The organism is Sulfurivermis fontis, assembly GCF_004001245.1.
In the GTDB taxonomy this organism is placed as follows: domain Bacteria; phylum Pseudomonadota; class Gammaproteobacteria; order Thiohalomonadales; family Thiohalomonadaceae; genus Sulfurivermis; species Sulfurivermis fontis.
Genome location: NZ_AP018724.1, coordinates 1,802,565 through 1,825,118, shown reverse-complemented (window position 1 = coordinate 1,825,118; position 22,554 = coordinate 1,802,565). Strand labels below are relative to the sequence as shown.

19 protein-coding genes, 1 tRNA gene and 1 pseudogene are annotated in these 22,554 nt (G+C 63.7%); 10 read left to right on the top strand and 11 right to left on the bottom strand.

Translation table 11 applies throughout. From position 1 onward, the window contains the following. Positions 1-209 precede the first annotated feature (209 nt). Positions 210-509 carry a type II toxin-antitoxin system RelE/ParE family toxin gene (locus EP379_RS09330; RefSeq protein WP_127477545.1) on the bottom strand — a complete coding sequence of 100 codons (300 nt, stop codon included), beginning with the start codon at positions 507-509 and terminating at the stop codon, positions 210-212. 5 nt (positions 510-514) lie between these two features. After that, positions 515-772, bottom strand: a complete 258-nt coding sequence (locus tag EP379_RS09325; protein ID WP_127477544.1) for a type II toxin-antitoxin system ParD family antitoxin — start codon at positions 770-772, stop codon at positions 515-517. 350 nt (positions 773-1,122) lie between these two features. On the opposite strand from EP379_RS09325, the gene EP379_RS09320 reads away from it, so the two are divergent. Both EP379_RS09320 and EP379_RS09315 read left to right on the top strand, forming a co-directional pair. Further along, entirely contained in the window at positions 1,123-1,329 is a 207-nt protein-coding gene (locus EP379_RS09320) for a hypothetical protein (protein ID WP_127477543.1), read from the top strand. A gap of 60 nt (positions 1,330-1,389) precedes the next feature. Then, positions 1,390-2,007, top strand: coding sequence for a hypothetical protein (locus EP379_RS09315; protein WP_127477542.1), 618 nt, complete (start codon positions 1,390-1,392; stop codon positions 2,005-2,007). 42 nt (positions 2,008-2,049) lie between these two features. Here the strand turns inward: EP379_RS09315 and EP379_RS09310 are convergent, their stop codons facing one another. Further along, the gene (locus EP379_RS09310) at positions 2,050-2,907 is read right to left on the bottom strand and encodes a helix-turn-helix transcriptional regulator (protein WP_127477541.1); all 858 of its coding nucleotides are present in this window, start codon (positions 2,905-2,907) and stop codon (positions 2,050-2,052) included. Between the two features lie 113 nt (positions 2,908-3,020). Between EP379_RS09310 and EP379_RS09305 the strand changes: the two genes are divergently transcribed. The 5 genes and pseudogenes from EP379_RS09305 (at position 3,021) to tadA (ending at position 14,537) form a co-directional block, all read left to right on the top strand. Further along, positions 3,021-10,229 carry a YDG domain-containing protein gene (locus EP379_RS09305; RefSeq protein WP_172600431.1) on the top strand — a complete coding sequence of 2,403 codons (7,209 nt, stop codon included), beginning with the start codon at positions 3,021-3,023 and terminating at the stop codon, positions 10,227-10,229. 72 nt (positions 10,230-10,301) lie between these two features. Beyond that, complete coding sequence (locus EP379_RS09300) at positions 10,302-11,948, top strand: ShlB/FhaC/HecB family hemolysin secretion/activation protein (RefSeq protein ID WP_197722768.1); 1,647 nt, start codon at positions 10,302-10,304, stop codon at positions 11,946-11,948. Positions 11,949-12,074: 126 nt separating this feature from the next. Further along, positions 12,075-12,593, top strand: a pseudogene (locus tag EP379_RS09295) (type IV toxin-antitoxin system AbiEi family antitoxin domain-containing protein); the annotation flags it as partial. A gap of 265 nt (positions 12,594-12,858) precedes the next feature. Further along, complete coding sequence (serB, locus tag EP379_RS09290; RefSeq protein ID WP_127477537.1) at positions 12,859-14,082, top strand: phosphoserine phosphatase SerB; 1,224 nt, start codon at positions 12,859-12,861, stop codon at positions 14,080-14,082. Further along, on the top strand, positions 14,079-14,537 hold the full coding sequence (gene tadA, locus EP379_RS09285) for a tRNA adenosine(34) deaminase TadA (protein WP_127477536.1): 459 nt from the start codon (positions 14,079-14,081) through the stop codon (positions 14,535-14,537). The genes serB and tadA overlap by 4 nt, the downstream gene beginning before the upstream one ends. A 2-nt stretch (positions 14,538-14,539) precedes the next feature. Here the strand turns inward: tadA and mltF are convergent, their stop codons facing one another. Beyond that, positions 14,540-15,961, bottom strand: a complete 1,422-nt coding sequence (mltF, locus tag EP379_RS09280) for a membrane-bound lytic murein transglycosylase MltF (protein WP_127477535.1) — start codon at positions 15,959-15,961, stop codon at positions 14,540-14,542. 69 nt (positions 15,962-16,030) lie between these two features. Here mltF and EP379_RS09275 point away from each other — a divergent pair. The 3 genes from EP379_RS09275 (at position 16,031) to EP379_RS16515 (ending at position 16,961) form a co-directional block, all read left to right on the top strand. Then, a tRNA-Ser gene (locus tag EP379_RS09275) sits at positions 16,031-16,123 on the top strand. A 171-nt stretch (positions 16,124-16,294) separates the two neighbouring features. Beyond that, entirely contained in the window at positions 16,295-16,528 is a 234-nt protein-coding gene (locus tag EP379_RS09270; protein WP_127477534.1) for a hypothetical protein, read from the top strand. A gap of 4 nt (positions 16,529-16,532) precedes the next feature. Beyond that, positions 16,533-16,961 (top strand): hypothetical protein, encoded by a 429-nt coding sequence (locus EP379_RS16515; RefSeq protein ID WP_127477533.1) that lies wholly within the window; start codon positions 16,533-16,535, stop codon positions 16,959-16,961. Between the two features lies 1 nt (position 16,962). On the opposite strand, the gene EP379_RS09260 is transcribed toward EP379_RS16515, so the two are convergent. The 7 genes from EP379_RS09260 to EP379_RS09230 form a co-directional block, all read right to left on the bottom strand. After that, positions 16,963-18,363, bottom strand: a complete 1,401-nt coding sequence (locus tag EP379_RS09260; RefSeq protein ID WP_127477532.1) for a PBSX family phage terminase large subunit — start codon at positions 18,361-18,363, stop codon at positions 16,963-16,965. Between the two features lie 116 nt (positions 18,364-18,479). After that, positions 18,480-18,629 carry a hypothetical protein gene (locus EP379_RS16380; protein WP_172600430.1) on the bottom strand — a complete coding sequence of 50 codons (150 nt, stop codon included), beginning with the start codon at positions 18,627-18,629 and terminating at the stop codon, positions 18,480-18,482. 194 nt (positions 18,630-18,823) lie between these two features. Then, positions 18,824-19,576 (bottom strand): hypothetical protein, encoded by a 753-nt coding sequence (locus EP379_RS09255; protein ID WP_127477531.1) that lies wholly within the window; start codon positions 19,574-19,576, stop codon positions 18,824-18,826. 445 nt (positions 19,577-20,021) lie between these two features. After that, complete coding sequence (locus EP379_RS09245) at positions 20,022-20,462, bottom strand: hypothetical protein (RefSeq protein ID WP_127477529.1); 441 nt, start codon at positions 20,460-20,462, stop codon at positions 20,022-20,024. Then, positions 20,441-21,052, bottom strand: a complete 612-nt coding sequence (locus EP379_RS09240; protein WP_127477528.1) for a recombinase family protein — start codon at positions 21,050-21,052, stop codon at positions 20,441-20,443. Before EP379_RS09240 ends, EP379_RS09245 begins: the two co-directional genes overlap by 22 nt. A gap of 2 nt (positions 21,053-21,054) precedes the next feature. After that, entirely contained in the window at positions 21,055-21,630 is a 576-nt protein-coding gene (locus EP379_RS09235; RefSeq protein ID WP_127477527.1) for a DUF3489 domain-containing protein, read from the bottom strand. A gap of 543 nt (positions 21,631-22,173) precedes the next feature. Then, positions 22,174-22,491: a hypothetical protein gene (locus tag EP379_RS09230; protein WP_127477526.1), complete on the bottom strand. Its 318-nt coding sequence runs from the start codon at positions 22,489-22,491 to the stop codon at positions 22,174-22,176. Between the last annotated feature and the right edge of the window lie 63 nt (positions 22,492-22,554).

Below are 22,554 nucleotides of genomic sequence, written 5' to 3'. Positions count from 1 at the left end.
TAAGTTCAGAGCTTCCGCGGCACAGGGATGTGCCGCCATTTTTCAACGACGATAAGTCGTTGAAAAATGAAGCCAAGCGAAAATCACACTTTTCGCTTGGCGTGGTCTGAGAAGTCCAGGATGGACTTATTCAGACCTTCCTTAAAATAATAAAACAACCCAATCGATGATGTAATCTGCATCATCAATTGAATATGGGTTATGTCTGGCTATTTCAGATGGCGTTGTGGATCCTGGCGGCCATGCAGTACACGGATGATTTCAACCTTATTGGCAATCACACGATAGAATAAGGTATGGTTTTCTATAGGAAGACTTCTGGCGCCTGGCAGGAGCTCTGGGCGCTCGGTACCCATAAGCGGATGCTGGGTCAGCAACCAGAATTGGTTCTTTATAGTGGATAGGTAGCTTTCGGATTGTGCTTGTCCCCACTGTCGCAGGCCGTATTGGTAAATGTCTTTGAGGTCATTTATTGCGGTAGGCGCAATGACGAGCTGATGGGGCGCCATGAAGGTCAGCTCATGATATCGTCAAACAAGGTGTCGAGCGCCGATTTTGATTCGACTGCGATACCTTCTCCACGGTCTAGTTGGTCTACTCCGACTTTCAGTTGCTCACGAAGTCGAGTCAGTTTGATCTCGTGAATCCAGTCTTCATGGGTTTCCATAAAACGAAGCGCTTCACGGATGACTTCGCTGGCATTGTTGTACAGGCCGGATTCCACTTTGGCTTTAACGCGAGATTCCAGTTCGGGAGTGAGTGATATATGCATAATGGCCTCCGAAGGTGGACGCTTTCACTAAAGAATGTTAGGGTGAAATACAAAGATCGTCAATGTTTGTATCTGCGAGCCAGGGAGAATTCAGAGGTGGCTGTGTTGCAGCGTTCAATCAGGAATTTTTTCGAGCATTTTGAAGGATTTTCTGAGTATGGTATTTTTCATGGTATTACCGTTTGCGGCAAAATAAGCCATTGAATATAAAAGATAAACGTAACTACTCGCCCCCTTGTGAGGGATGCGGCGATCAACTCACTTATCGGCCGATCGAAAACACGGAATAGCCTTGTGGTGTAAGCCATGATCAAATAGGCGTTATCCGCTGATCATGCCCAACGCCACAGATGGCCTCACTCGACAAAGCCTCCGTCCGGGAAGAAATCGCCCGTCTCAAGGCGGACTTCGACCAGCTATCCCAACAGGGTAAGATCCCCCCTGAAACTAAAGCGCTGTTCAAAAGCCTGCTGCTCATTGTCGAGCTGATCTTATCCATCTTTCTGGATCATCAGACCAGCAAGAACTCCAGCCTGCCCTCATCGCAAACCGACTAGGATGAAACCAGTTGATCCCTCCCTGTAACCGCCCCCAAGCGACAGCTGGGCGCTGAGACGGTGAGCAATCACCGCCGTGTCGAGACGGTCACGGTATCCACCGTCGAGAGCTGCGACGTCTGCGGTAACCCACTCGATAGCGTCGACTGTCTCGTCCATGGGCGACGTACCAAAATCGACATCGTCTTCGAGAAGGTCGTCGAGCACGTGGATGCCGAAATCAAGCCATGTCCCGCATGCGCCAGCACGGTCAAGGGCCTGTTCCCCGCCGACATGACCGGCCCCCTGCAATACGGCCATGGGCTCAAGGCCTATCTCATCAACCTGATGGTAGGCCAGATGATGCCTCTGGCCCGCACCCAGTCCCTGACCGAGTCCCTGCTGGGCGAACGAATCTCGGAGTCCACCCTATTCAGCCGCAAGACGGAAGCAAGACGGGCGGCAGCCGAACTCATCGATCTCTGCGCCGCCTCCCGCTTGAAACTCGTGCTTACCTTTCCCGCTGGCAGGGCGAGCAATGGTCTGTCTGCTCAGGACTATATCGAGTTCGGAAGGGGGCGTTTTTCGATGGTCGAGTATCTGGAAGAGGACTCGAAATTCAGCATCCTGGGCGGGAATGCCGTCCGCCGCGATGCGCGGATTCATTGCGCGGAGGCGATAGTGACGTTCACCCCTTGAGGTCGATTTCTTTCGTGGTCATCGTAGCCCCGCCGCCGCCCCTCAGGACCCGGCCTGCATGTCCTCGGCCAGCCGGAGCGGCGCGGACGGCGGCGCGCCGGGGTCGGCCTGTTCCGCGCGCCGGTGGCGCAGCCACAGGGCCATGAGGCCGACGCGCCCGCGCACGCCGAGCTTGGCGTAGATCGCCTCGGCGTGCTGGTGCACCGTGCGGTGGCCGATGCCAAGCCGCCGGGCGATTTCCTTTTCGCTCGCGTCGGTGAGCAAGAGCGCGAGCACCTGGCGTTCCCGCGGGCTGAAAGGGGCGGCGGCATGGATCAGCCCGCGCGCGAGCAGCGTCTCCCGTAAGAAGCCCTGGGCGCCGAGCAGGAAGAAGCGCAAGAGGTCGCGCTCGCGCTCGGCGAACGGCGGCTCGCCCGCGCGCCGGTCGAGCACGAAGTGCACCTCGCAGTCGGCGCCGACCGGCACGCCGCCATCGAGCCGGTCGATGATGCGCTCCTCGCGGAAGGCTTCGTGGATCGTCCAGCTCTGCCGCCATTCCCGCTCGCTCACCAGCTCGGCGCGCAGATGGCAGCGCGGCCTGCCGGCGTGGCGGGCCACCGCCACCACATGCGGATCGATTTCCCCCTGGGCGATGCGTTCGGCGATCTCTTGCCCGAGCGCGAGCCGCCGTTCGCGGTTGTGGAAATGATCCAGCGCGCGGATGCGCCAGCCCGCGTAGGGGTCCTCATTGGGGTCGCGGCGGAGGCCCACCCAGGAGGCATTCGCCGCGCCGATCATGCGGCACAACGCCTCGAAACAATGGCGTAGCGCCGCCTCGTGCTCGGCCGCCGGCGCTTCCGCCAGTTCCTGCCACAGCCGCGCCAGGGCGTCCAGATCCGCTTCGCGCACCGTCCTGATCATGAAGTCCTCCCCGCGTCCTCCGATCCGTCGTATCCGCTAACGAGCGGATGGTAACACCCACCGGCCCCGTGGAAAATCCCGTGGATTTCCGAATGGATGGGGAGACCGGAACCATGAACCGCGCTTATCGTCTCGTCTGGAGCGACATCCACCAGGCTTTTGTCGCCGTCGCCGAGTTTGCCCGCGCCCGCGGCAAGCGGGCATCCTCTGCCGTCCTCGCCGCGGCCTGCCTCGCCGTCCCTCTGGCGCCGACTTTCGCCGCGAATCTCCCCGAAGGCGGCCGGATCGTCGCAGGCTCCGGCAGCATCGCGCAATCCGGCAACACGATGACGGTGAGCCAGAGCACCGACCGGATGGCCGCCGACTGGCAGAGCTTCTCCATCGGGCAAGGCTATGCGGTCAACTTCGTGCAGCCCTCGGCATCGAGCATTGCGCTCAACCGTGTGCTGGGTTCCGATGTCTCCCGCATCCAGGGCAGTCTCACCGCCAACGGCCAGGTGTTTCTCGTCAACCCCAACGGCGTGTTGTTCACCCCCACCGCCCGGGTCGAGGTCGGGGGCTTGGTCGCCTCCACGCGCGATCTGTCGGTGGCCGATTTCATGGCCGGCAACTATCGTTTCAGCGGCGGTGGCAATGCTGCCATCCGCAACGAAGGCGAGATCAAAGTCGGCGCTGGCGGCACGGCAGCCTTCATTGCCGCCAAGATCGAAAACGTCGGGCGGATCGAAGCGCCCAAGGGCAACGTGCTGATGGCGGCCGCCGATACCGTGCGGCTCGATCTGGGCGGGCCGCTGAAGCTCGAAGTGGACAAGGGCGCGCTCGATGCGTTGATCGAACAGGGCGGCGCGATCCTCGCCGACGGCGGGCGGGTGCTGCTCACCGCCCAGGCTGCCGACGAGATCGCCACCGCCGTCATCAACCACACGGGCATTACCGAAGCGAAGACGCTCGCCACCGGCGAGCGGGGCGAAATCCTGCTGCTTGCCGACATGAAGACGGGGCAAGCCAACGTTGGCGGGCGGCTCGATGCGAGCGCCCCCGCAGGCGGCGATGGGGGCTTTATCGAGACCTCCGCGGCGAAGGTGAAGGTGCAGGACGGCGCGCAGGTCAAGGCCGGCCACTGGCTGATTGACCCCAATGACTTCACCATTGCGGCAAGTGGTGGGGATATCACGGGAGCCACCCTGTCATCCTCATTAAACTCCGGTAACGTCACTATTCAGTCTGCCAATGGAGGAACTGCCGGCAACGGCGACATCTTCGTCAAGGACGATATCACCTGGACTTCTGGCAACACGCTCACGCTTTCGGCTTATCGCAACATCGAAATCCTCTCCACCATCGATGCCTCCGGCGGCTCGGGCGGCAAGGTGGCGCTCGAATACGGACAGGGGGCGTCTGCTTCCGGCAACACCGCCACCTACAGCTTTGGTCTCACCGGCTCTGGCTTTACCGGCAAGATCAACCTGCAGCCGGGCGGCAACTTCTCCACCAGGCTGGGGTCGGATGGCAGTACCTTTACCTGGACCGTGATCACCCAACTGGGCAATGCGGGTGATGAAAACAACTACACCACCAACAGCCTGCAGGGGCTGGGGAACGATAGCAAAAAAGACGGCAGGTACGTGCTGGGCGCCGACATCGACGCCAGCGCCACCAGTACCTGGAACGGCGGCGCGGGCTTCAAGCCCCTGGTCCATACTACTGCAGTGCCAGTTGGATTCGCCGCCCGCTTCGACGGGCTGGGGCACACAATCACGAACCTCACCATCAACCGGCCGGATGAGGACAACGTCGGGCTTTTCAGTATCGTTACTCCTCAACCTCAACTTGCGGAAAAACATGAGCGGGTCCGGAACGTCGGGCTGGTGGGCAGCAGCGTGACGGGCAACAACACCGTCGGCGGTCTGGTGGGGAAGGTTAATGACACTACCTCCTCTCTTTTGGCCATGATACGCAACGTCTATGCCGACGGGGTAGCAGTGACTGGAACCGACAGCGTTGGCGGGCTGGTGGGTTCCAATGGCAACAGTGGCACCATCACAGGCAGCTACGCCACCGGCATTGTGTCGGGCAATACTAACGTCGGCGGGCTGGTGGGCTCGAACAACTCCGGCACCATCACCGACAGCTACGCCACCGGCAGCGTGTCGGGCAATACTAACGTCGGCGGGCTGGTGGGCTCGAACAACCGCGGCACCATCACCGACAGCTACGCCACCGGCATTGTGACGGGGGATATTAGCGTCGGCGGGCTGGTGGGTAAGAACTATTATTATGGCACCATCACAGGCAGCTACGCCACCGGCATTGTGACGGGGGATTTTAGCGTCGGCGGGCTGGTGGGCTCGAACAACCGCAGCACCGTCACCGACAGCTACGCCACCGGCGATGTGACGGGCAGTGGCAGCTATGTCGGCGGGCTGGTGGGGCAGAACTACAGCGCCGGCGTCTCCTTAGACTCCACAATCAGCAACAGCTACGCCACCGGCAGCGTGGCGGGTGGTAGTAGCGTCGGCGGGCTGGTGGGGCGGAACTATAGCATGGCTGGCAGCAACTCCATCATCAGCAACAGCTACGCCACCGGCAGTGTGTCGGGCAGTGGCAACAACGTCGGCGGGCTGGTGGGGGAAAATTACGGTGATGCCGGCGGCAACATCACCATCACCGACAGCTACGCCACCGGCAGTGTGTCGGGCAGTAGTAGCGTCGGCGGGCTGGTGGGGTGGAACTACAACGACGCCACCGTCGAATCATCTTTCTGGAATACTGAAACTTCTGGCCAAATGACTAGCGCCGGCGGCACCGGCAAAACCACCGCCGAGATGAAGACTCTTTCCACCTTCTCCGGCTGGAATATCGACGACGCCGGCGGCACCGGCACGGTCTGGCGGATTTATGACGGCGACAGCTATCCGCTGTTGCGCTGGGCGTTGACGCCGCTCACCATCGATTCGGCGACAGCGGGCAGCAAGGTCTATGATGGCAACAAGGTCACCACCGTGCCTGCTGGCATGTTCAGCATCTCTGGGTCTTACGATTCCAGCAAGATTCTGTTGGGCGGCGATCTCTACAACCAGAAGAACGCCGGAACTTACACCGCCAGGATCTACAGCACGCAAGATGGCTACGACCTGATTGGCACACGCAGCGCTGGTTACGAGATCACCCGCAAGGCGCTGACCGTCTCCGGCATCACCGCCGACAGCAAGACCTATGACGGCACGACAGATGCGACTGTCAATTACAGCGACGCCAACTTCGTCGGGATCATCTCTGGCGACACCCTTAACGCCAGCGGCGCGTTTGCCGACAAGAACGTCGGCAATGGCAAGACGGTAACGCTTTCCTTTGGTGGAGCAGACGCGGGCAACTACACATTCAGCGGCCAGGTAAGCGCCACCGCGGACATCACACCCCGCCCGGTGAGCCTCACCGGCTCACGTGTCTATGATGGCACCAACACTGTTGCTGCCGCAATCTTCACGCTCGACAACCTGGTGAGTGGCGAAGACCTGACGCTTAGCGGCAGCGGCGCGGTAGATAACAAGAATGTTGGCGACAACAAGCCAGTGACCTTAGGTTCTCTTGCGCTTGGCAATGGCGCAACTGGCAGTGCCACCAACTACACCCTCACTGGGGGGACGCACACCGCCAGCATCACGCCCAAGGCGCTGTCGCTTTCCGGCCTGACGGCCAACGACAAGACCTACGACGGCACTACGGCAGCCACCCTGGGAAGCCCCGGCACGCTCTCCGGCGTGATCGTTACTGATGACGTGAGCCTTGCCGGCACCGCCAGCGCGAGCTTCGCCGACAAGAACGCCGGCACCGGCAAGACGGTGACCGTCTCGGGCCTCTCGCTCACCGGCACGGACGCGGGCAACTACACCCTGGGTTCCGGCGCCACCACCACCGCCAGCATCCTGCCCAAGGCGCTGACCGCCAGTTACACGGCGTACAGCAAGACCTACGACGGCACGACGGCCGCCATGGTCACGGCCACCAGTAGCGACATCATCGGCAGCGACGAGGTCAATATCACCGCCAACGGCGCCTTCGCCGACAAGAACGCCGCCGAGGACAAGATCGTAACGATCACCGGCGGGGCACTTTCCGGGGCGGACGCCGGCAACTACACCCTGCAGAACACCACCGGCACAGATACGGCCGACATCACCCGCAAGCTGCTCACCGCCAGCTACACGGCGCAGAACAAGACCTATGACGGCACCACTACTGCCTCCGTCTCCGCCACCAGTAGCGACATCATCGGCAGCGACGAGGTCCATATCACCGCCAGCGGCAGTTTTGCCGACAAGAACGCGGGCAACGGCAAGACCGTGAACATCAGCGGCGGGGCGCTTTCCGGGACGGACGCCGGCAACTACTACCTGACCAACACCACCGGCACGGCCAGCGCCGACATCACACCCAAGGCGCTGTCGCTTTCCGGCCTGACGGCCCACGACAAGACCTACGACGGCACTACGGCAGCCACCCTGGGAAGCCTCGGCACGCTCTCCGGCGTGATCGGCGCTGATGCCGTGAGCCTTGCCGGCGCCGCCAGCGCGAGCTTCGCCGACAAGAACGCCGGCACCGGCAAGACGGTGACCGTCTCGGGCCTTGCGCTCACCGGCACGGACGCGGGCAACTACACCCTGGGTTCCGGCGCCACCACCACCGCCAGCATCCTGCCCAAGGCGCTCACCGCCAGCTACACGGCGTACAGCAAGACCTACGACGGCACGACGGCCGCCACGGTGACGGCCACCAGCAACGACATCGTCGCGGGCGACGTGGTCAATATCACTGCCAGCGGCAGCTTCGCCGACAAGAACGCCGCCGAGGACAAGGTCGTGACGATCACCGGCGGGGCGCTTTCCGGCGCGGACGCCGGCAACTACACCCTGCAGAACACCACCGGCACAAATATGGCCGACATCACCCGCAAGGTGCTCACCGCCAGCTACAGCGCAAGCAACAAGGTCTACGACGGCACCACCGCCGCCACGGTGAGCGGCACCAGCGGCGACATCGTCACGGGCGATACGGTCGATATCACTGCCAGCGGCGCCTTTGCCGACAAGAACGCGGGCACGAACAAGACCGTGAATGTCACCGGCGGGGCGCTTGCCGGGGCGGATGCCGGCAACTACGTCCTCACCAACACCACCGGCACCGCCAGCGCCGACATCACGCCCAAGGCGCTGTCGCTTTCCGGCCTGACGGCCAACGACAAGACCTACGACGGCACCACGGCGGCCACCCTGTCCAGTCTCGGCACGCTCGCCGGCGTGATCGGCGGCGACGACGTGAGCGTATCCGGCACCGCCAGCGCGAGCTTCGCCGACAAGAACGCCGGCACCGGCAAGACGGTGACCGTCTCGGGCCTTGCGCTCACCGGCACGGACGCGGGCAACTACACCCTGGGTTCCGGCGCCACCACCACCGCCAGCATCCTGCCCAAGGCGCTCACCGCCAGCTACACGGCGTACAGCAAGACCTACGACGGCACGACGGCCGCCACGGTGACGGCCACCAGCAACGACATCGTCGCGGGCGACGTGGTCAATATCACTGCCAGCGGCAGCTTCGCCGACAAGAACGCCGCCGAGGACAAGGTCGTGACGATCACCGGCGGGGCGCTTTCCGGCGCGGACGCCGGCAACTACACCCTGCAGAACACCACCGGCACAAATATGGCCGACATCACCCGCAAGGTGCTCACCGCCAGCTACAGCGCAAGCAACAAGGTCTACGACGGCACCACCGCCGCCACGGTGAGCGCCACCAGCGGCGACATCGTCACGGGCGATACGGTCGATATCACTGCCAGCGGCGCCTTTGCCGACAAGAACGCGGGCACGAACAAGACCGTGAATGTCACCGGCGGGGCGCTTGCCGGGGCGGATGCCGGCAACTACGTCCTCACCAACACCACCGGCACCGCCAGCGCCGACATCACGCCCAAGGCGCTGTCGCTTTCCGGCCTGACGGCCAACGACAAGACCTACGACGGCACCACGGCGGCCACCCTGTCCAGTCTCGGCACGCTCGCCGGCGTGATCGGCGGCGACGACGTGAGCGTATCCGGCACCGCCAGCGCGAGCTTCGCCGACAAGAACGCCGGCACCGGCAAGACGGTGACCGTCTCGGGCCTTGCGCTCACCGGCACGGACGCGGGCAACTACACCCTGGGTTCCGGCGCCACCACCACCGCCAGCATCCTGCCCAAGGCGCTCACGATCGCCGGCAGCAGCGCGGCGGACAAGGTTTACGACGGCACGACTACGGCCAGCGTCACGGCGGGCACGCTCTCGGGCTTCGTCGGTTCCGAAACGGTGACGGTTGCCTCCGCCACCGGCGCCTTCGCCGACAAGAACACGGGCACGAACAAGAACGTGACGGCGAGCTATACGCTGGCCGACGGCGCGAACGGCGGGCTCGCCTCGAACTACACGCTGGCCGGTGAGACGCTGCAGGCCTCCATCACGCCCAAGGCCCTCACCGCCAGCTACACGGCGGCGAACAAGGTCTATGACGGCACCACCGTCGCCACGGTGAGCGCCACCAGCGGCGACATCGTTTCGGGCGACGTGGTCAATATCGCCGCCAGCGGCAGCTTCGATACCAAAAACGTCGGCACCGGCAAGACGGTGAGCATCACGGGCGGGGCGCTCGCCGGGGCGGATGCCGGCAACTACAGCCTGCAGAACACCACCGGCACCGCCAGTGCCGACATCACCCCCCGCCCGGTGGTGGTGACGGCGGACGCCAAGAACAAGACCGCAGGCCAGCCCGATCCCGCGCTCACCTACAGCACCGGCTGCGCGGCGGGGCAGAGCACGGACTGCGGTCTGGTGACGGGCGAGAGCCTCGCCGGCAGCCTCGCGCGCGATCCCGGCGAAGCCGTGGGAGCTTACGCCATCCGGCAGGGCACGGTGACCGATGCCAACAACCCCAACTACGCCATCGCCTACGTGGGCGCCGATCTGACCATCACGGCGGCGAGTTCCGGCGGCAACACGGGTGGCGGTGGCGCCCCGCTCGACGCCGCGCTGGCCAGCGTGCAGACGACGGCGGGCAACGACTCCGGTGGGACGGGCACGGCCGGTCTTGCGGGCGGCGCGCCCACGGGCGGCGGTGCGGGTTCCGGCGAAGACGGCGGCGGGAGCGCAGGAGACGGCAACCCGCAAGGCTTCGCCGGCGCGGGCGGCGGTGGCATCACCTCGCCGCTGCCCGGGCTGATGGTCATCGCCGGCGGCATCCGGTTGCCGGAAGGCATCCTGCCCGATGACGAGGAGTGGAGGCGCAAGTGAAGATGTCTTGCCTCTTTCCTGGTGGTTTTGCCGTGCTCCAACGAATCTCTAACAAGAAGGAAATTGAAACAAGTGAAACACCTGCACCTCTCTCCGCTTGCCGCCGCGCTGTGCGTGGTCTTCGCTTCTTCCGCACTTGCGCAGCCCGTCCCCGACGCCGGGCGCCTTTTGCAGGAAACGCAACCGGCACAGCCCGCGCCTCTGCCGCAACGCGAGTTGGGCCTCGCCCCGCCTGCCGAGGGCGAAGTCCTGCCCGGCGGGGCCACGGTCGCGCTCACGGGCGTGAGAGTCGAAGGCAACACGGTCTTTCATGAGGCCGAACTCCGTGCGCTACTGGGCGACGTCAAAGGCAAGACCTACGATCTTTCCGGCCTCAAGGAGCTCGCCGCCCGCATCACCCGCCACTACCGCGAAGCCGGCTACCCCTTCGCCCGGGCGCTCATCCCGGCGCAGCGCTTCGAGGATGGCGTGCTTACCATTCGAGTGATCGAAGGGCGCTATGGCAGGATCGACGTTCGAGGCGACGAGGCGGCGCAGGACTTCCTTGCCGGTCTCGAACCGGGCGCGATGATCGAAGGCGCGCCGCTCGAGCGCCGCCTGCTTCTCCTGGGCGACCAGCCGGGCGTCAAGGTTTCTCCCATCCTGCGCCCCGGTCAGGAACTGGGCACCGGCGATCTCGTCGTCGAAGTCCAGCGCGAACGGGCATGGCGCGGCGATGTGGGCCTCGACAACCACGGCAACCGCTACAGCGGCGAGATTCGTGGGCGGGCCAACCTCTCTCTCGACAGCCCCTTCACCCTGGGCGACCGGTTCGCCCTGCGCGCGATTGCAAGCGAGGAAGGCACCTGGCAGGGCGCATTCGATTACGGCCTGCCCCTGGGCGGCTCGGGGCTGCGGGCGAACGTGGGCTACAGCCACACCTACTACGAACTGGGCGAGGACTTCGCCAATCTCGATGCCCAAGGCACGGCAAAGGTAGCGAGCGCGGGACTGTCCTATCCCATCCTGCGCGGCCAGCAGGCCAACCTCGCCGTGGGGCTGGCCTACCAGCACAAAAAGCTCGAAGACCGGCAGGATGCGACCGCGACCCGCAACGACAAGACAAGCGATGTCGTGCCGCTTACCGTGCAGTTCGACCGGCGGGATAGCGCGGGCGTGACCTGGGGCAGTCTGGCTTACACCGTCGGCGATCTCGAACTCGATGCCGCGCTCGAAGCGGCCGACATCGCCAGCGGCATGGACAGCCGCGGGCATTTCGCCAAGTGGAACCTCGACCTCGCCCGGCTGCAGACGACGCCCATCGCCAACTTCAACCTTTATGGGCGGCTCTCGGCCCAGTGGGCAAACAAGAACCTCGACTCCTCGGAGAGTTTCCTCCTGGGCGGCCCGAACGGCGTGCGCGCCTATCCGGTGGGCGAGGGCAACGGCGACGAGGGCTATCTCGTGCAGCTCGAGGCGCGCTACCGGCTGGGAAGCGCCGAGCCGTATCTCTTTTACGATGCCGGCAAGGTGCGCATCAATGCCGACAACGGCAGGCTCGCCGCGCCCTTGGTCGACAACACGCGCTCGATCGCAGGCTCAGGCTTCGGCATCCGCTATGCCAGCGGCGCCTACAGTCTCGATGCGGCGCTCGCCTGGCGCACGCACGGCGGCAAACCCGAGTCCGACACCCAGGACAACAACCCGCGCGCCTGGGTGAGCCTCGTCTGGCGGTTCTGAGCCTCGCTGCACAGGAGGAACTGCCAGGAGGTCGGGGTACGTAATGTGGTGACTACGCTATCGCAAGGCAAACCAACATCTCTTTACGTCCCGCTTGCCCACGGAGAACCTGTCACATCGTAATATCTGGCGCATCTGGGTGTGTCGGCTGATCTCGCCGTCCACTACGCGCGTGCCGGGTGGCTGGTACGGCTGGCGAGGGGCGTTTTCCGTCGCCCCGATCAAGGACTGTCGCTCCATCCGAGCCTGAAGCTGCTGGAGCGCAGGATCGAAGTCCTGCACGTCGGCGGCAAGTCCGCCCTGGACTGGCAGGGCGTGCGCCAGTATGTGGCGCAGCAGGAAACGTTGCACCTGTATGGATGGACCACGGCTCGCCTGCCGGAGTGGTTCCTGAAGGAATTCCCCGCCGAGTACCACCGCAAGCGCCTATTCGACGAGCGGCCGGAAGACCTGTTGCACGTCGTGTCGTTTGAAGGACGCAACGAGGCGCCGCTGGTTTCCACACCCGAGCGCGCCTTGTTGGAACTGCTGAGCGAAGTCGGTGTGCGCCAGCCGTTGCAGGAGGCGCGCGAACTGATGGAGAGCACCTACAACCTGCGGGGCGCCGTGCTCCAGGAACTGCTCAAGCGTTGCACCAGCGTTAAGGAAGCGCTGAACTTATTCAGGGCTTCCCTAGCAGCGGCAGGCAACGGCAAGAGGTTGACTTGTAATGGTATTATTGGTGGTATCTGGCAAATTCAGGCAAGAAAAGGCGCGAGAACGAGATGTTGAGCTTCTCGTTGATGAGCGGAAATTAACGCAGCGTTCCTTCGCTGCGGTGGTGAGTAAAGGGATGATGTGCTGGCGTATCATCCCTTTTGTATTTCCAGACAAGTAATGTTCAGTCATCAGATTTCGTTGAGTCTGCATCATGCATGAAGTCATCTTGATTACCGTTTCCGGACATGACCAGCCCGGTATCACCACTGCGTTGACCGCGGTGTTGGCAACCTACGAGGTCAATGTGCTCGATATCGGTCAATCAGTGATCCACGACAGCTTGGTTCTGGGGTTGCTGGTGGAAATGCCGCAGGATGCCGCTGGTTGTGCCGTATTTCGTGACCTGCTGTTCGCTGCCCATCGTCTCAATCTCGCCATTCGTTTTTCTCCCATCGGTAGTGCGGAGTACGAACAGTGGGTAGCGGCACAGGGACAGCCGCGTCATATCATTACATTGTTGGGGCGCAAGATCAGCGCAAGGCATCTGGCGCGGGTATCGGAAGTGGTCGCGGAACAGGGATTGAACATCGACAACATCACGCGCCTGTCCGGCCGGATTTCCTTGCAGCATCCTGAGCAGAAGCGGATTGCCTGCGTTGAATTGTCGGTGCGCGGCGTGGCCCCTGATTTGACGCGGTTGCACGCGGCATTCCTGCAGGTCTCGCAAGAACTGGAGGTGGACATCGCCACCCAGGAGGACGATATTTACCGCCGCAGCCGCCGTTTGGTGTGTTTCGACATGGATTCTACCCTGATTCAGGCCGAGGTCATCGACGAGCTGGCCAAAGTGGCCGGTGTTGGCGACCAGGTCGCAGCCATTACCGAGGCGGCGATGCGTGGTGAACTGGATTTTTCCGAGAGCTTTCGTCGTCGTCTGGCGCTGCTGCGGGGCATGGATGAGGCAGTGTTGCAGGATATCGCCGAGCGTCTGCCGATCACCGAGGGTGCCGAGTTGCTGATCTCGAATCTCAAACGTTTCGGTTACAAGGTGGCGATACTGTCTGGCGGCTTCACCTATTTCGCGCAGCACCTGCAGCGCAAGCTGGGCATTGACTACATATACGCCAACCAACTCGATTTCCGTGACGGTAAACTGACCGGCGAGGTCAAGGGCGAAATCATCGATGGCCAGGCCAAGGCACGATTGTTGCGCGAACTGGCGGCAAAAGAGGGGATATCTCTGCAGCAGGTGATTGCTGTGGGCGATGGTGCCAACGACCTGCCCATGCTGTCTATCGCCGGTCTCGGCATCGCCTTTCATGCCAAACCCATTGTCAAACAACAGGCGCAACATTCCATTGCCACACTGGGCTTGGACGCGATCCTTTATCTGCTCGGTATGCGCGAACGTGATATCGGTGACGCTCGGCGATGAGTGAGGCGGAAGATGTTCGCTGGATGAGGCTTGCGCTGGAACTGGCGCAGCGCGCCGCAGCGGAGGGTGAAGTTCCGGTGGGGGCCGTGGTGGTAAAGGACGGTGTCGTCATCGGCGAAGGCTGGAACCGGCCCATCGCCGCCCATGATCCGACTGCGCATGCCGAGATTCAGGCATTGCGTGCGGCAGCACAATTGCTGGGCAATTATCGCCTGGTGGATACCACGTTGTACGTTACGCTGGAACCGTGTGCCATGTGTGCCGGCGCCATGGTACATGCCCGTGTGCGGCGCGTCGTATATGGCGCCGCCGATCCGCGCACCGGCGCGACGGGCAGTGTGTTCAACCTATTGCAGGCGCCGCAGCTCAACCATCAGGCCGAGGTCTGCGGCGGGGTGTTGGCGGACGAGTGCGGTGCGCTGCTGCGCGGGTTTTTCCAGATCCGGCGCAAGTAGAATCACAGCGCCGGATTGGCCAGCAGCAGGGCGGCGGGCAGGGTTACCGGTGGCGGTTTCGGCGTGTTGCGCTCGATGCTCCAGGCGAGGATGTCGTAGTAGCTGCGGATGTTTTCCACATAGCGTACTGCCTCGTTGCCGCGGGCGTAGCCGTAGCGCGTCTGGCTGTACCACTTGCGCTTGTGCAGCAGGGGCAGGTTTTCCTTCACGTCCATCCACTTGTCCGGATCGCCGCCGCGCTGCTGGGTGATGACGCGCGCGTCCTCGAGGTGGCCATAGCCTATGTTGTACGCGGCCAGAGCCAGCCAGAGGCGGTCGCGTCCCTGGATGCGCTCCGGCAGCCGATCCAGTAGTGACTTGAAGTAGCGTGAACCTCCCGCGATGCTCTGGCTCGGGTCCGTGCGCCGTTCCACGCCGAGGTCGCGGGCGGTGATCTGGGTGAGCATCATGATGCCGCGCACGCCGGTGGGTGACACCGCGCGCGGATTCCAGTGCGATTCCTGGTAGGCCATGGCGGCGAGCAGACGCCAGTCCATATTGTGTTCGTTGCCTGCCGCCTCGAACTGGGCGCGGAATTGCGGCAGACGCTGTTCGATGTGGCGCATGAAGGTGCGCGTCTCCACGTAGTCGAAATCATTGACGTGGCCGTAGTGTTTTTCTCTCAGCCGGGCGAGTTGGCCGGTTTCGTGCAGGCGCTCGAAATAGGCCGTCGCGGCCTGGTGCAGACTGCCGTCGCGGAAGCGCGGAAAGGCCCATGCCAGCGGTTCCGGCTCGGTCAGGTCGAAGGCGACGCGCAGTTCGGGCAGGAAGCGCTGGTTGATGGCCACCTCGTGGGAGTCGGACACTGTATAGTCGATGAGTCCCTCGTGCAGCAGGGACAGCAGTTCCTCGCTGCCCAGGTCGGTGTTTTCGGTCCACTTGAGTTGTGGATGAGTGCCCTTGAGGCGAGTCAGGTGTTCGGCATGGCTGCTGGCGGCCAGTACTTCCAGATGTCCCTCCATATTCTCCAGGGACGACGGGCGCGGGGTGCCGCGGCGGTAGACCAACTGCTGGGTGATTTCCTGATAGGGCGGGGTGAAGCGCAGCCATTGCCGGCGCGGTTCGGTGACGGTGAGGCCGGCGGCGGCGAAATGGGCCTTGCCCTCGGCCAGTTGCCGTAATACCTCGCCGACGTTGCCGGCCACCACCAGGCGCAGGCGCACGCCGAGCTCATCGGCGAAGCCGCGCACCAGGTCATATTCCATGCCCGTCGGTCCGTCCGGACCTTCGTAATAGGTGGTGGCCGCATTGGTGGTGATGACCACCAGTTCCCCTGTATGCAGCACCTGCTCCAGTTCATTGCGCGGCTGGGAGCAACCGCCAATGAGCTGGAGCAGGAACAGACCGCCTAGGGCGGCAGTATAGCGTCGTCGTTGTCGAGGCATGGTTGAATCGAAATATAGCATCCGCCGGTTGTCGTTATCCGGCGGTGGGTGTATCTTTGGCCCCCTTCCGGAGGGGTACCGAAGCGGTCATAACGGGCTCGACTCGAAATCGAGTTGGGGCTTTACCGCCCCACGAGGGTTCGAATCCCTCCCCCTCCGCCATATTTGCCAGTTTCACTGGCTTTACCGCAGGGCATTGGCGCTAAACCCGCCTAAAAACCCGCCTTCCTCGAAGTGATGGGATGCGATGGGGTAAGGCCCTGTGAGACGATGAAGAAAGCCGCCCTCGGGCGGCTTTTTGCTATGGGGCGTCGATCCCTTCGGGAGAGGACTATGTTGCGTGTGACGTTCGAGGATGGTTCTGTGATCGAGTACCGGGACGGCGAGGTGATCGAGATTGAGAGCCACCCGCCCAGAGACACCCCGGCGGCGGGCTGGGTGCGCACGCGCGAGTATCCGCCGGAGTATCGACGGGCAACCCCGTTGAGCATCAACGTGCTGACGGTCGGGAAGCGGGTTCACACCGGCGGCGGCTTCGTCAAAGTCACGAGCATCGAGCGGGTCTGAGGTCATGGCGAACGGAATCGCGCCGCTGGACCCGCAGCTCACCGGCAACGTGGGGCTGTACTACTGCTGCTATCGGCTTTCCCTCCTCGGGTGGAACGTCATGCCGACCGCGCGCAACGCCCGCGGGGTGGACATCATCGCCTATAGCCGGGACGCCTCCCGCTTCGTCGGGGTGCAGGTCAAGGCCCTGAGCAAGCGCAACCCCGTCCCCCTCGGGTCCTCGCTGGACAAGATCATGGGCGACTTCTGGGTGATCGTGAACAAGGTCGCCTCGCCTTCGCCCTCAGCCTTCGTGCTCTTGCCTTCGGAAGTCCGGGAACTGGCCCACCGCGGCGAGAAGGACGGGCGCGTGTCCTACTGGTTGCAGCCGGGGTCCTATGAACAAGACCCGTTCCGTGAGGCATGGGAGCGGATCGGACACGGCGGCGTCTGATTCACACATACATGACGCGGTTCCCGGTATCAGGCAGGCGCGGCGGCGGTCCGGCGAAGTCGCCCACGGCTACACGCCCAGAGGAGGCCCCCGCGATCAGGTAGCTGGTCGCGTCCAGCATGTGATCGTTCGCGGCGCTGTCCACGTCCTCAGGGTTGCGCGGATCGCGCGGCAGGCTCGGGACCGTCGCCAGCCAGTACCGGCACCGGGAGGCTACAAAGAATTCACCGTTGGCCATGAGTTGCTTCAACAACTCGAAGCGCGGCACACGTGCCCCCTTCCGGGCAGGCGACACCCTCACCCCGGCTTCGCGGAACAGGTCGGCAATGGACGCCTCCGCGCGGCCCGCAGTCCGGGCTTCGGCGGCGGAGTCGATCACGCCCCGGGCGCGCACGCCGTTCCGGCGCGCCATCGCATGAAGCGCGGGCGCAATCTGGCCCGGGGTCCGGCCCGTCCCGCGGGCGATGTTCTGCGGGTCGCACTCGAAATGTTCGTCATAGATCACCCATGCGCCCTTGGGCATCACGCGGTCATCGCTCAAGCGCACGTCATAGGCGAGCTGTCCGCCCAAGACAGCCGCGCAAGGAGCGGCGGAGCCCCAGTCAATCGACAAGCGCAGCGAGCTGAACAGGTCCGGCGGGACTTCGTGATGATCGAACACGGCGCGAGCGTGCGACCAGACGCCCCCGAAGTAATCCCCCACGATGGCCGACCAATCGCCGTGCCGGTGCGCCTTGTACAGCGCCGGGTCCGTATGGCGTAGCACCTCGAAATTGCGCTTGTAGGCTTCGGGCAGGTGCGGGTTGTCGTCCACGGTCGAGGGCGCATAGACCCAACGCTGGTCCGCGAACTCGAACGGAACCCAAGGGGTTCGGCCCGTGACGTACCGCTCCGCGAGGGCGGAGTGATTCGCGCCGCCCGGGTTCCCCGCCAAGACCATGCGCAGCGGGACGCCCGGAGCGCGGAGGGTCAGCGCGAGCGCATCAATCACGGGCAGCTCCGGGCCTTCGCCCGCCTCATCAACCACGATCAGCGAGAAGGTCATGCCCTGTACGGTGTCTTGTAGGGCGGCGTTCGATTCGCAATGCGTGAGCTGGACGGTTGCGCCGTTGGCGAGGCGGAACACGTTGTCATTCTGGTTGTAGCTGAAGCCCTGCCCATAGGCGGAGCGGAACAGGCCGCGCATTTCCTCCGCGAACTGAAGCAGCGACTTCAACCGGCGGCGGGTCACGAGGACGCGGGCGCGGTTCTTGTACTGGTCGCAGTGCCGGAGGATGAGGAGCTGAATGCCGAAGGACTTGCCGCCCCCGCGACCGCCGCCCAGGAAGATGAAGTGGTCCTCCGGGATGGATAGGACCTGCGCTTGAAACGGGGTCGGCCTCACTACCGCCGCTTGATTCATGGGGCTTTCCCTCCCTATGGGTCAGCGCCGGAGCCTTCCACCGGCCCGCCTCGTGAGGGGCGAGGGTTGGCGGTTGCGTGATGCTGGGCAGGCTTCCGGCTCCGGGGCTGAACTCGTTAGCGTCCCCGGTACGCTTTGTTGATCTTCGTTTGCAGTTGGGTTGCGACGGTCCCGCGCTTCATCGCGGCCACGTTCGCATTGCGCGCGGCCTGGCGCTGTTCGTGGATGGCTTTCGCCTTCTTCACGTTCGGCACACTACCTTTCATGGTTGGTTCCTCCGGTCGGTCAAACAATCTCCGCGGCCCTTTCGAGGCAGCGGGCACACATGCGGTTTCCCGCGTGGGCGCTCCAAAAGTCCCTGCCACACGTCAGGCAGCGGCGGACCTTCACGCGCGGGTCATCGGGCCGCAGCCACCGCGGAACGTGGCCGCCCACGGTCCGCGGCTTCGGCGGCTCCTGCTCAGGCTTCGTCGCCTTCGGCATCGGTGATGGCCTTCCGGGACAGCGCCAGCGACAGATTCGTGATGCCATCCGCCTTGCCGCGGACAAACTCGCGGTCAGCCGCAACGGCGGACTTGTAGGCGAGCTGGACGCCTTCGAGCTTGGCGTGAATCCGCTTCCAGACTTCGCCCAACAGGCGCTCCGCGAAGGCCTGCACAGCGAAGGGGCGGCGATCCTTCGGGCGGCGGTCGATCACCGTAGCGATAGCAGCGCCCAACACGAGGTCCCCGGTCATGATCGCGGTACGGGCGGCGGTTTCGAGTTCCACCGGCCCGGCTCCTTCGAGCTGGAGCTGGTATTGGGTGCGCTTCGGGTCGCCTAAGGCGATACGGCCCAGCATCGAGGCGGGCGAGGTGTAAACGGCTTGGATGGCGGCAGCTTCATCCGCATAGCCTTTCAGGCCCTTGAGCATCGCGGCGCGTTCCGGCTCGGAACTGGCGATGAGCTGGCGGTAAAGGTTCGCGGCCTTGTTGGCGGCGGACTTCTTGGCAAATGCGCGCGCGGCGGCGCGATCTTCGGACGTGGCGGAGGCGATCAGTTCGTCAGCCTCGCGGGAGTAGCGGTCACGGGCTTCGAGCACGGTTGCTTGCAGCTTCTCGATCTTGCGAGAGAAGGCTGTGGCTGTCTCAGTCGCGCGGTCGCTCAGATATTGAACACGCTCCTCGTTCAGCGTCACGCCGGAGGGAACGGTGTTGAAGTCGAGGGTTGCCATGTCGGGCTCCTGTCTCAGTTATCACAACCGGGAGAGGCCCAAAGCACGTAACCAGCGGGGCTCCTCCCACCATCAGCGTGCGGTCGCAACAATGACCACACTGACCGTAAGGATAATGGCGCTATACACTGGCCGTCTAGAAAAAGAAGTTGTAGATCAAGGGCTTGAAGTGAAAAGTAAAGTCCCCGCCGGGGTGCAAACGATGGCCCTTTCCAGCGGGCGGCTGGGGTCCGGGCGGCAGTCCATGCGCTCGAACCGGGACGGCTCCGGCTTCCCGGCCCGGGGCTCCGCTGGCACTACGCGAACCGGCGGCGCGAGGCGTGGCGAGAATGTGCCGACCTGCGCGCGGCGGATCGTATCCAAGGCGGAGTAGCGGCCCGCCTCCTCCGCGTGCGCCTGCGTGGCGAGAAGTGGCAGGACGGCCAAGGCGAGGATGAGGCGGCGGTTACGGTTCCGGCTGGACGTGAATAACACGGCTGTACTCCTCGGGCGAAAGGGCGGCGTTGATCTGAATGAGTACGCGCGGGGCGTCCTCGTTGTTGCCGTCGCCCTTGTTGATCTTGTAGATGCGATCCGCGAGCCATTCCGCGGCCCTGATGTCGCCCTCGTTCTTCATCTTGTCTTTCATGAAGGCCACGATCTCACCGGCCCCTTCGGCGCGGCCTTCTTCGAGGGCGAGCGCGAGCGGCGACAGCTCGCCGTCCTCGGTGTCCTCCTTGAGGCGCTTCCATTGGGCTGGGGTAAGGCCCAAGGCCCGCCGGATCGTGTGCTCACGGTTGCCCTCCTGCGCGAGCATCCGCACGAGTTCGAGGTGTCGCGGTTCGAGGTCGGGCAGCGCCAGCGCGCCCCCGGTCGGGTTCTTGGTCAGTTGGTTGTTGGCGGGCATTCTTCCATCTCCTTCTTGATGCGATAGATGGCTGATACTCCGACCTGCGTGATGCGGCGGATGCGGTTGATGGGCGTCCCGGCCTTGAGCAAGGCGGCGATCTTCTGTTCCTTGCCCGGGGAGACGGTCGGACGGCCCAGGCGCTTGCCGCGCTTCTTCGCACGAGCAAGGCCCTCAAGCGTCCGCTCCCGGATCAGGTCCCGTTCGTACTCCGCGAGCACGCCCAGCATCCCGAACTGCATACGCCCGAACGGCGTGGAGGAGTCGAGGGCCTGCCGGTGCAAGAACAAATCGACGCCCAGCGCCTGTAGCTCGGTCCCGATCTGAACGAGGTGCGACAGCGAGCGGCCCAAGCGGGAGAGTTCCACCACGGCAACCATGTCGAACTTGCCCAGCGCCGCGGCTTTCATCATGGCGTCCAGACCCGGGCGCTTGTCGCGGCCCTTGGCTCCGCTGATGCCTTCGTCGGTGAACTCCGCCACCACGGTATGACCCCGGCCCGCGGCCCAATCACGGAGGGCCAGCAACTGAGTTTCGACAGTCTGGTCTTTGTTGGTACTCACGCGAGCGTATAGGGCGACGCGGGCCATGGTCAGCCCTCCGCCTTCGAGGAGCCGCGGGCGACGTGCGGCGGAATCTTCTGGCCCGCCGGGACCACGAGGTGGAACCGCTCCACGCCGTCCGGGCCGATGGTGGAGCGGACCCCGTAGCCCTTGCGCTTGAGGTCCCAGCCGAAGCCGGAGCGCACCGTTTGTTCCTGCCACGGCTTGCCGCTCACCGCGAGGGCGGCGAGTAGTTCTGCCATCGTCGCGCCTTCCTTGCGGCGGAGCTGGTCAACGAGGACCGCCTGCTTGGAGCCGATCAGGCAAGGCTTGACGGGTTCGCCGGTCGGCTTGAGGTCGGTTCCGCGGCGGGGGCGGGGCTTCGGCTCGCCCTTCGCCTTCGCCTTCGCCTTCGCCTGCTTCGCTGCTGGCCGCGCTGCTGCCTCCTGCTGCTTTTCCTTCCATGCCTGTACCTTCGCCCAGGTCCGGCGGATCGCGTCCGCCTTGGTGGCAAACCGCTTGACGGCGGCATCGCCCAGCGAGGCGGCGAGGTTGTTGTGAAGGGCGACCAGCTCCGGGCCGGTCATCGTGGCGAGGTCTTGTTCAGTAAGGGTCTGGCGGTTCATGGTCGGCTCCTTTTCAGTTGGCACGATTATTGCTTGTGCGCTTCGAGTATAACTGGCGGGCATTCGGAAATCGACCCTCTTCAGTGCGAGGGAAAACGCGGGGTAGGGGCGCTGGAATCTATGGCGCTCCGGCGGTGTGGTTTCGGAGACGTTTTCCGAATTGTATGTTCAACAAGCAGGGCGGCGGTGCGCTGCTGCTCATGCCCAGAGGGGCGGAACGATGCGGGCGGAACGACGGAACGATGCGAAAAAGCATCGTTCCGGCAGCATCGTTCCGGCCTAAATCCCAGTCCCTTATGGCTTTTCTTCTATTACGGAACGATAGAACGATAGAAAAGCTATAGGACAGGAAAACGAGTAGAGGGAGCCGCTACGGCGCAGCGCCCCTTGGGCACCCGCCGGCAGCCGTCGCCGCTACTGCCTGCACAAGAGTAGCTTTTCCATCGTTCCGCGTTCCGGGCTGCGCTAACCCCAGCCGTTGCTGGCTTTAGCCGGAACGATGGGCATCGTTCCGTATCGTTCCGGCCATCGTTCCGCTGCCGCTCAGTGCCTCACCTCAGCGTGCTCGATCACGTCTAGCATCAGCCGTAGTTGGTCAGCGAGGCGCTGCATATGGGCCTCGCGTTCGCCTTCGCCCATCTGAGCTTCACGTGTCGCATCCCAGAGGAGGTCTTGCAGCAGGACGCACAGAGCAGCGCGAATGGTGCCTGCGTCGTGCCGGTCTTCATCGTCTTCGAGGTCTAGCAACCGGAGGGCAAGGTTCAGCACGGCAGCGTGGCTGACATAGCGTTCGTCGGCCTCGTGATGCTCAATCCGCAGGGTTTCGAGGGTTTCTTTCTCAGTCGTGTAGTCGTAGTACATCGTCGTTTCTCCATTGCATACAAGATTTGCCGGGTAAAAAAGGGCCACCCGGCAGTGGCCCGT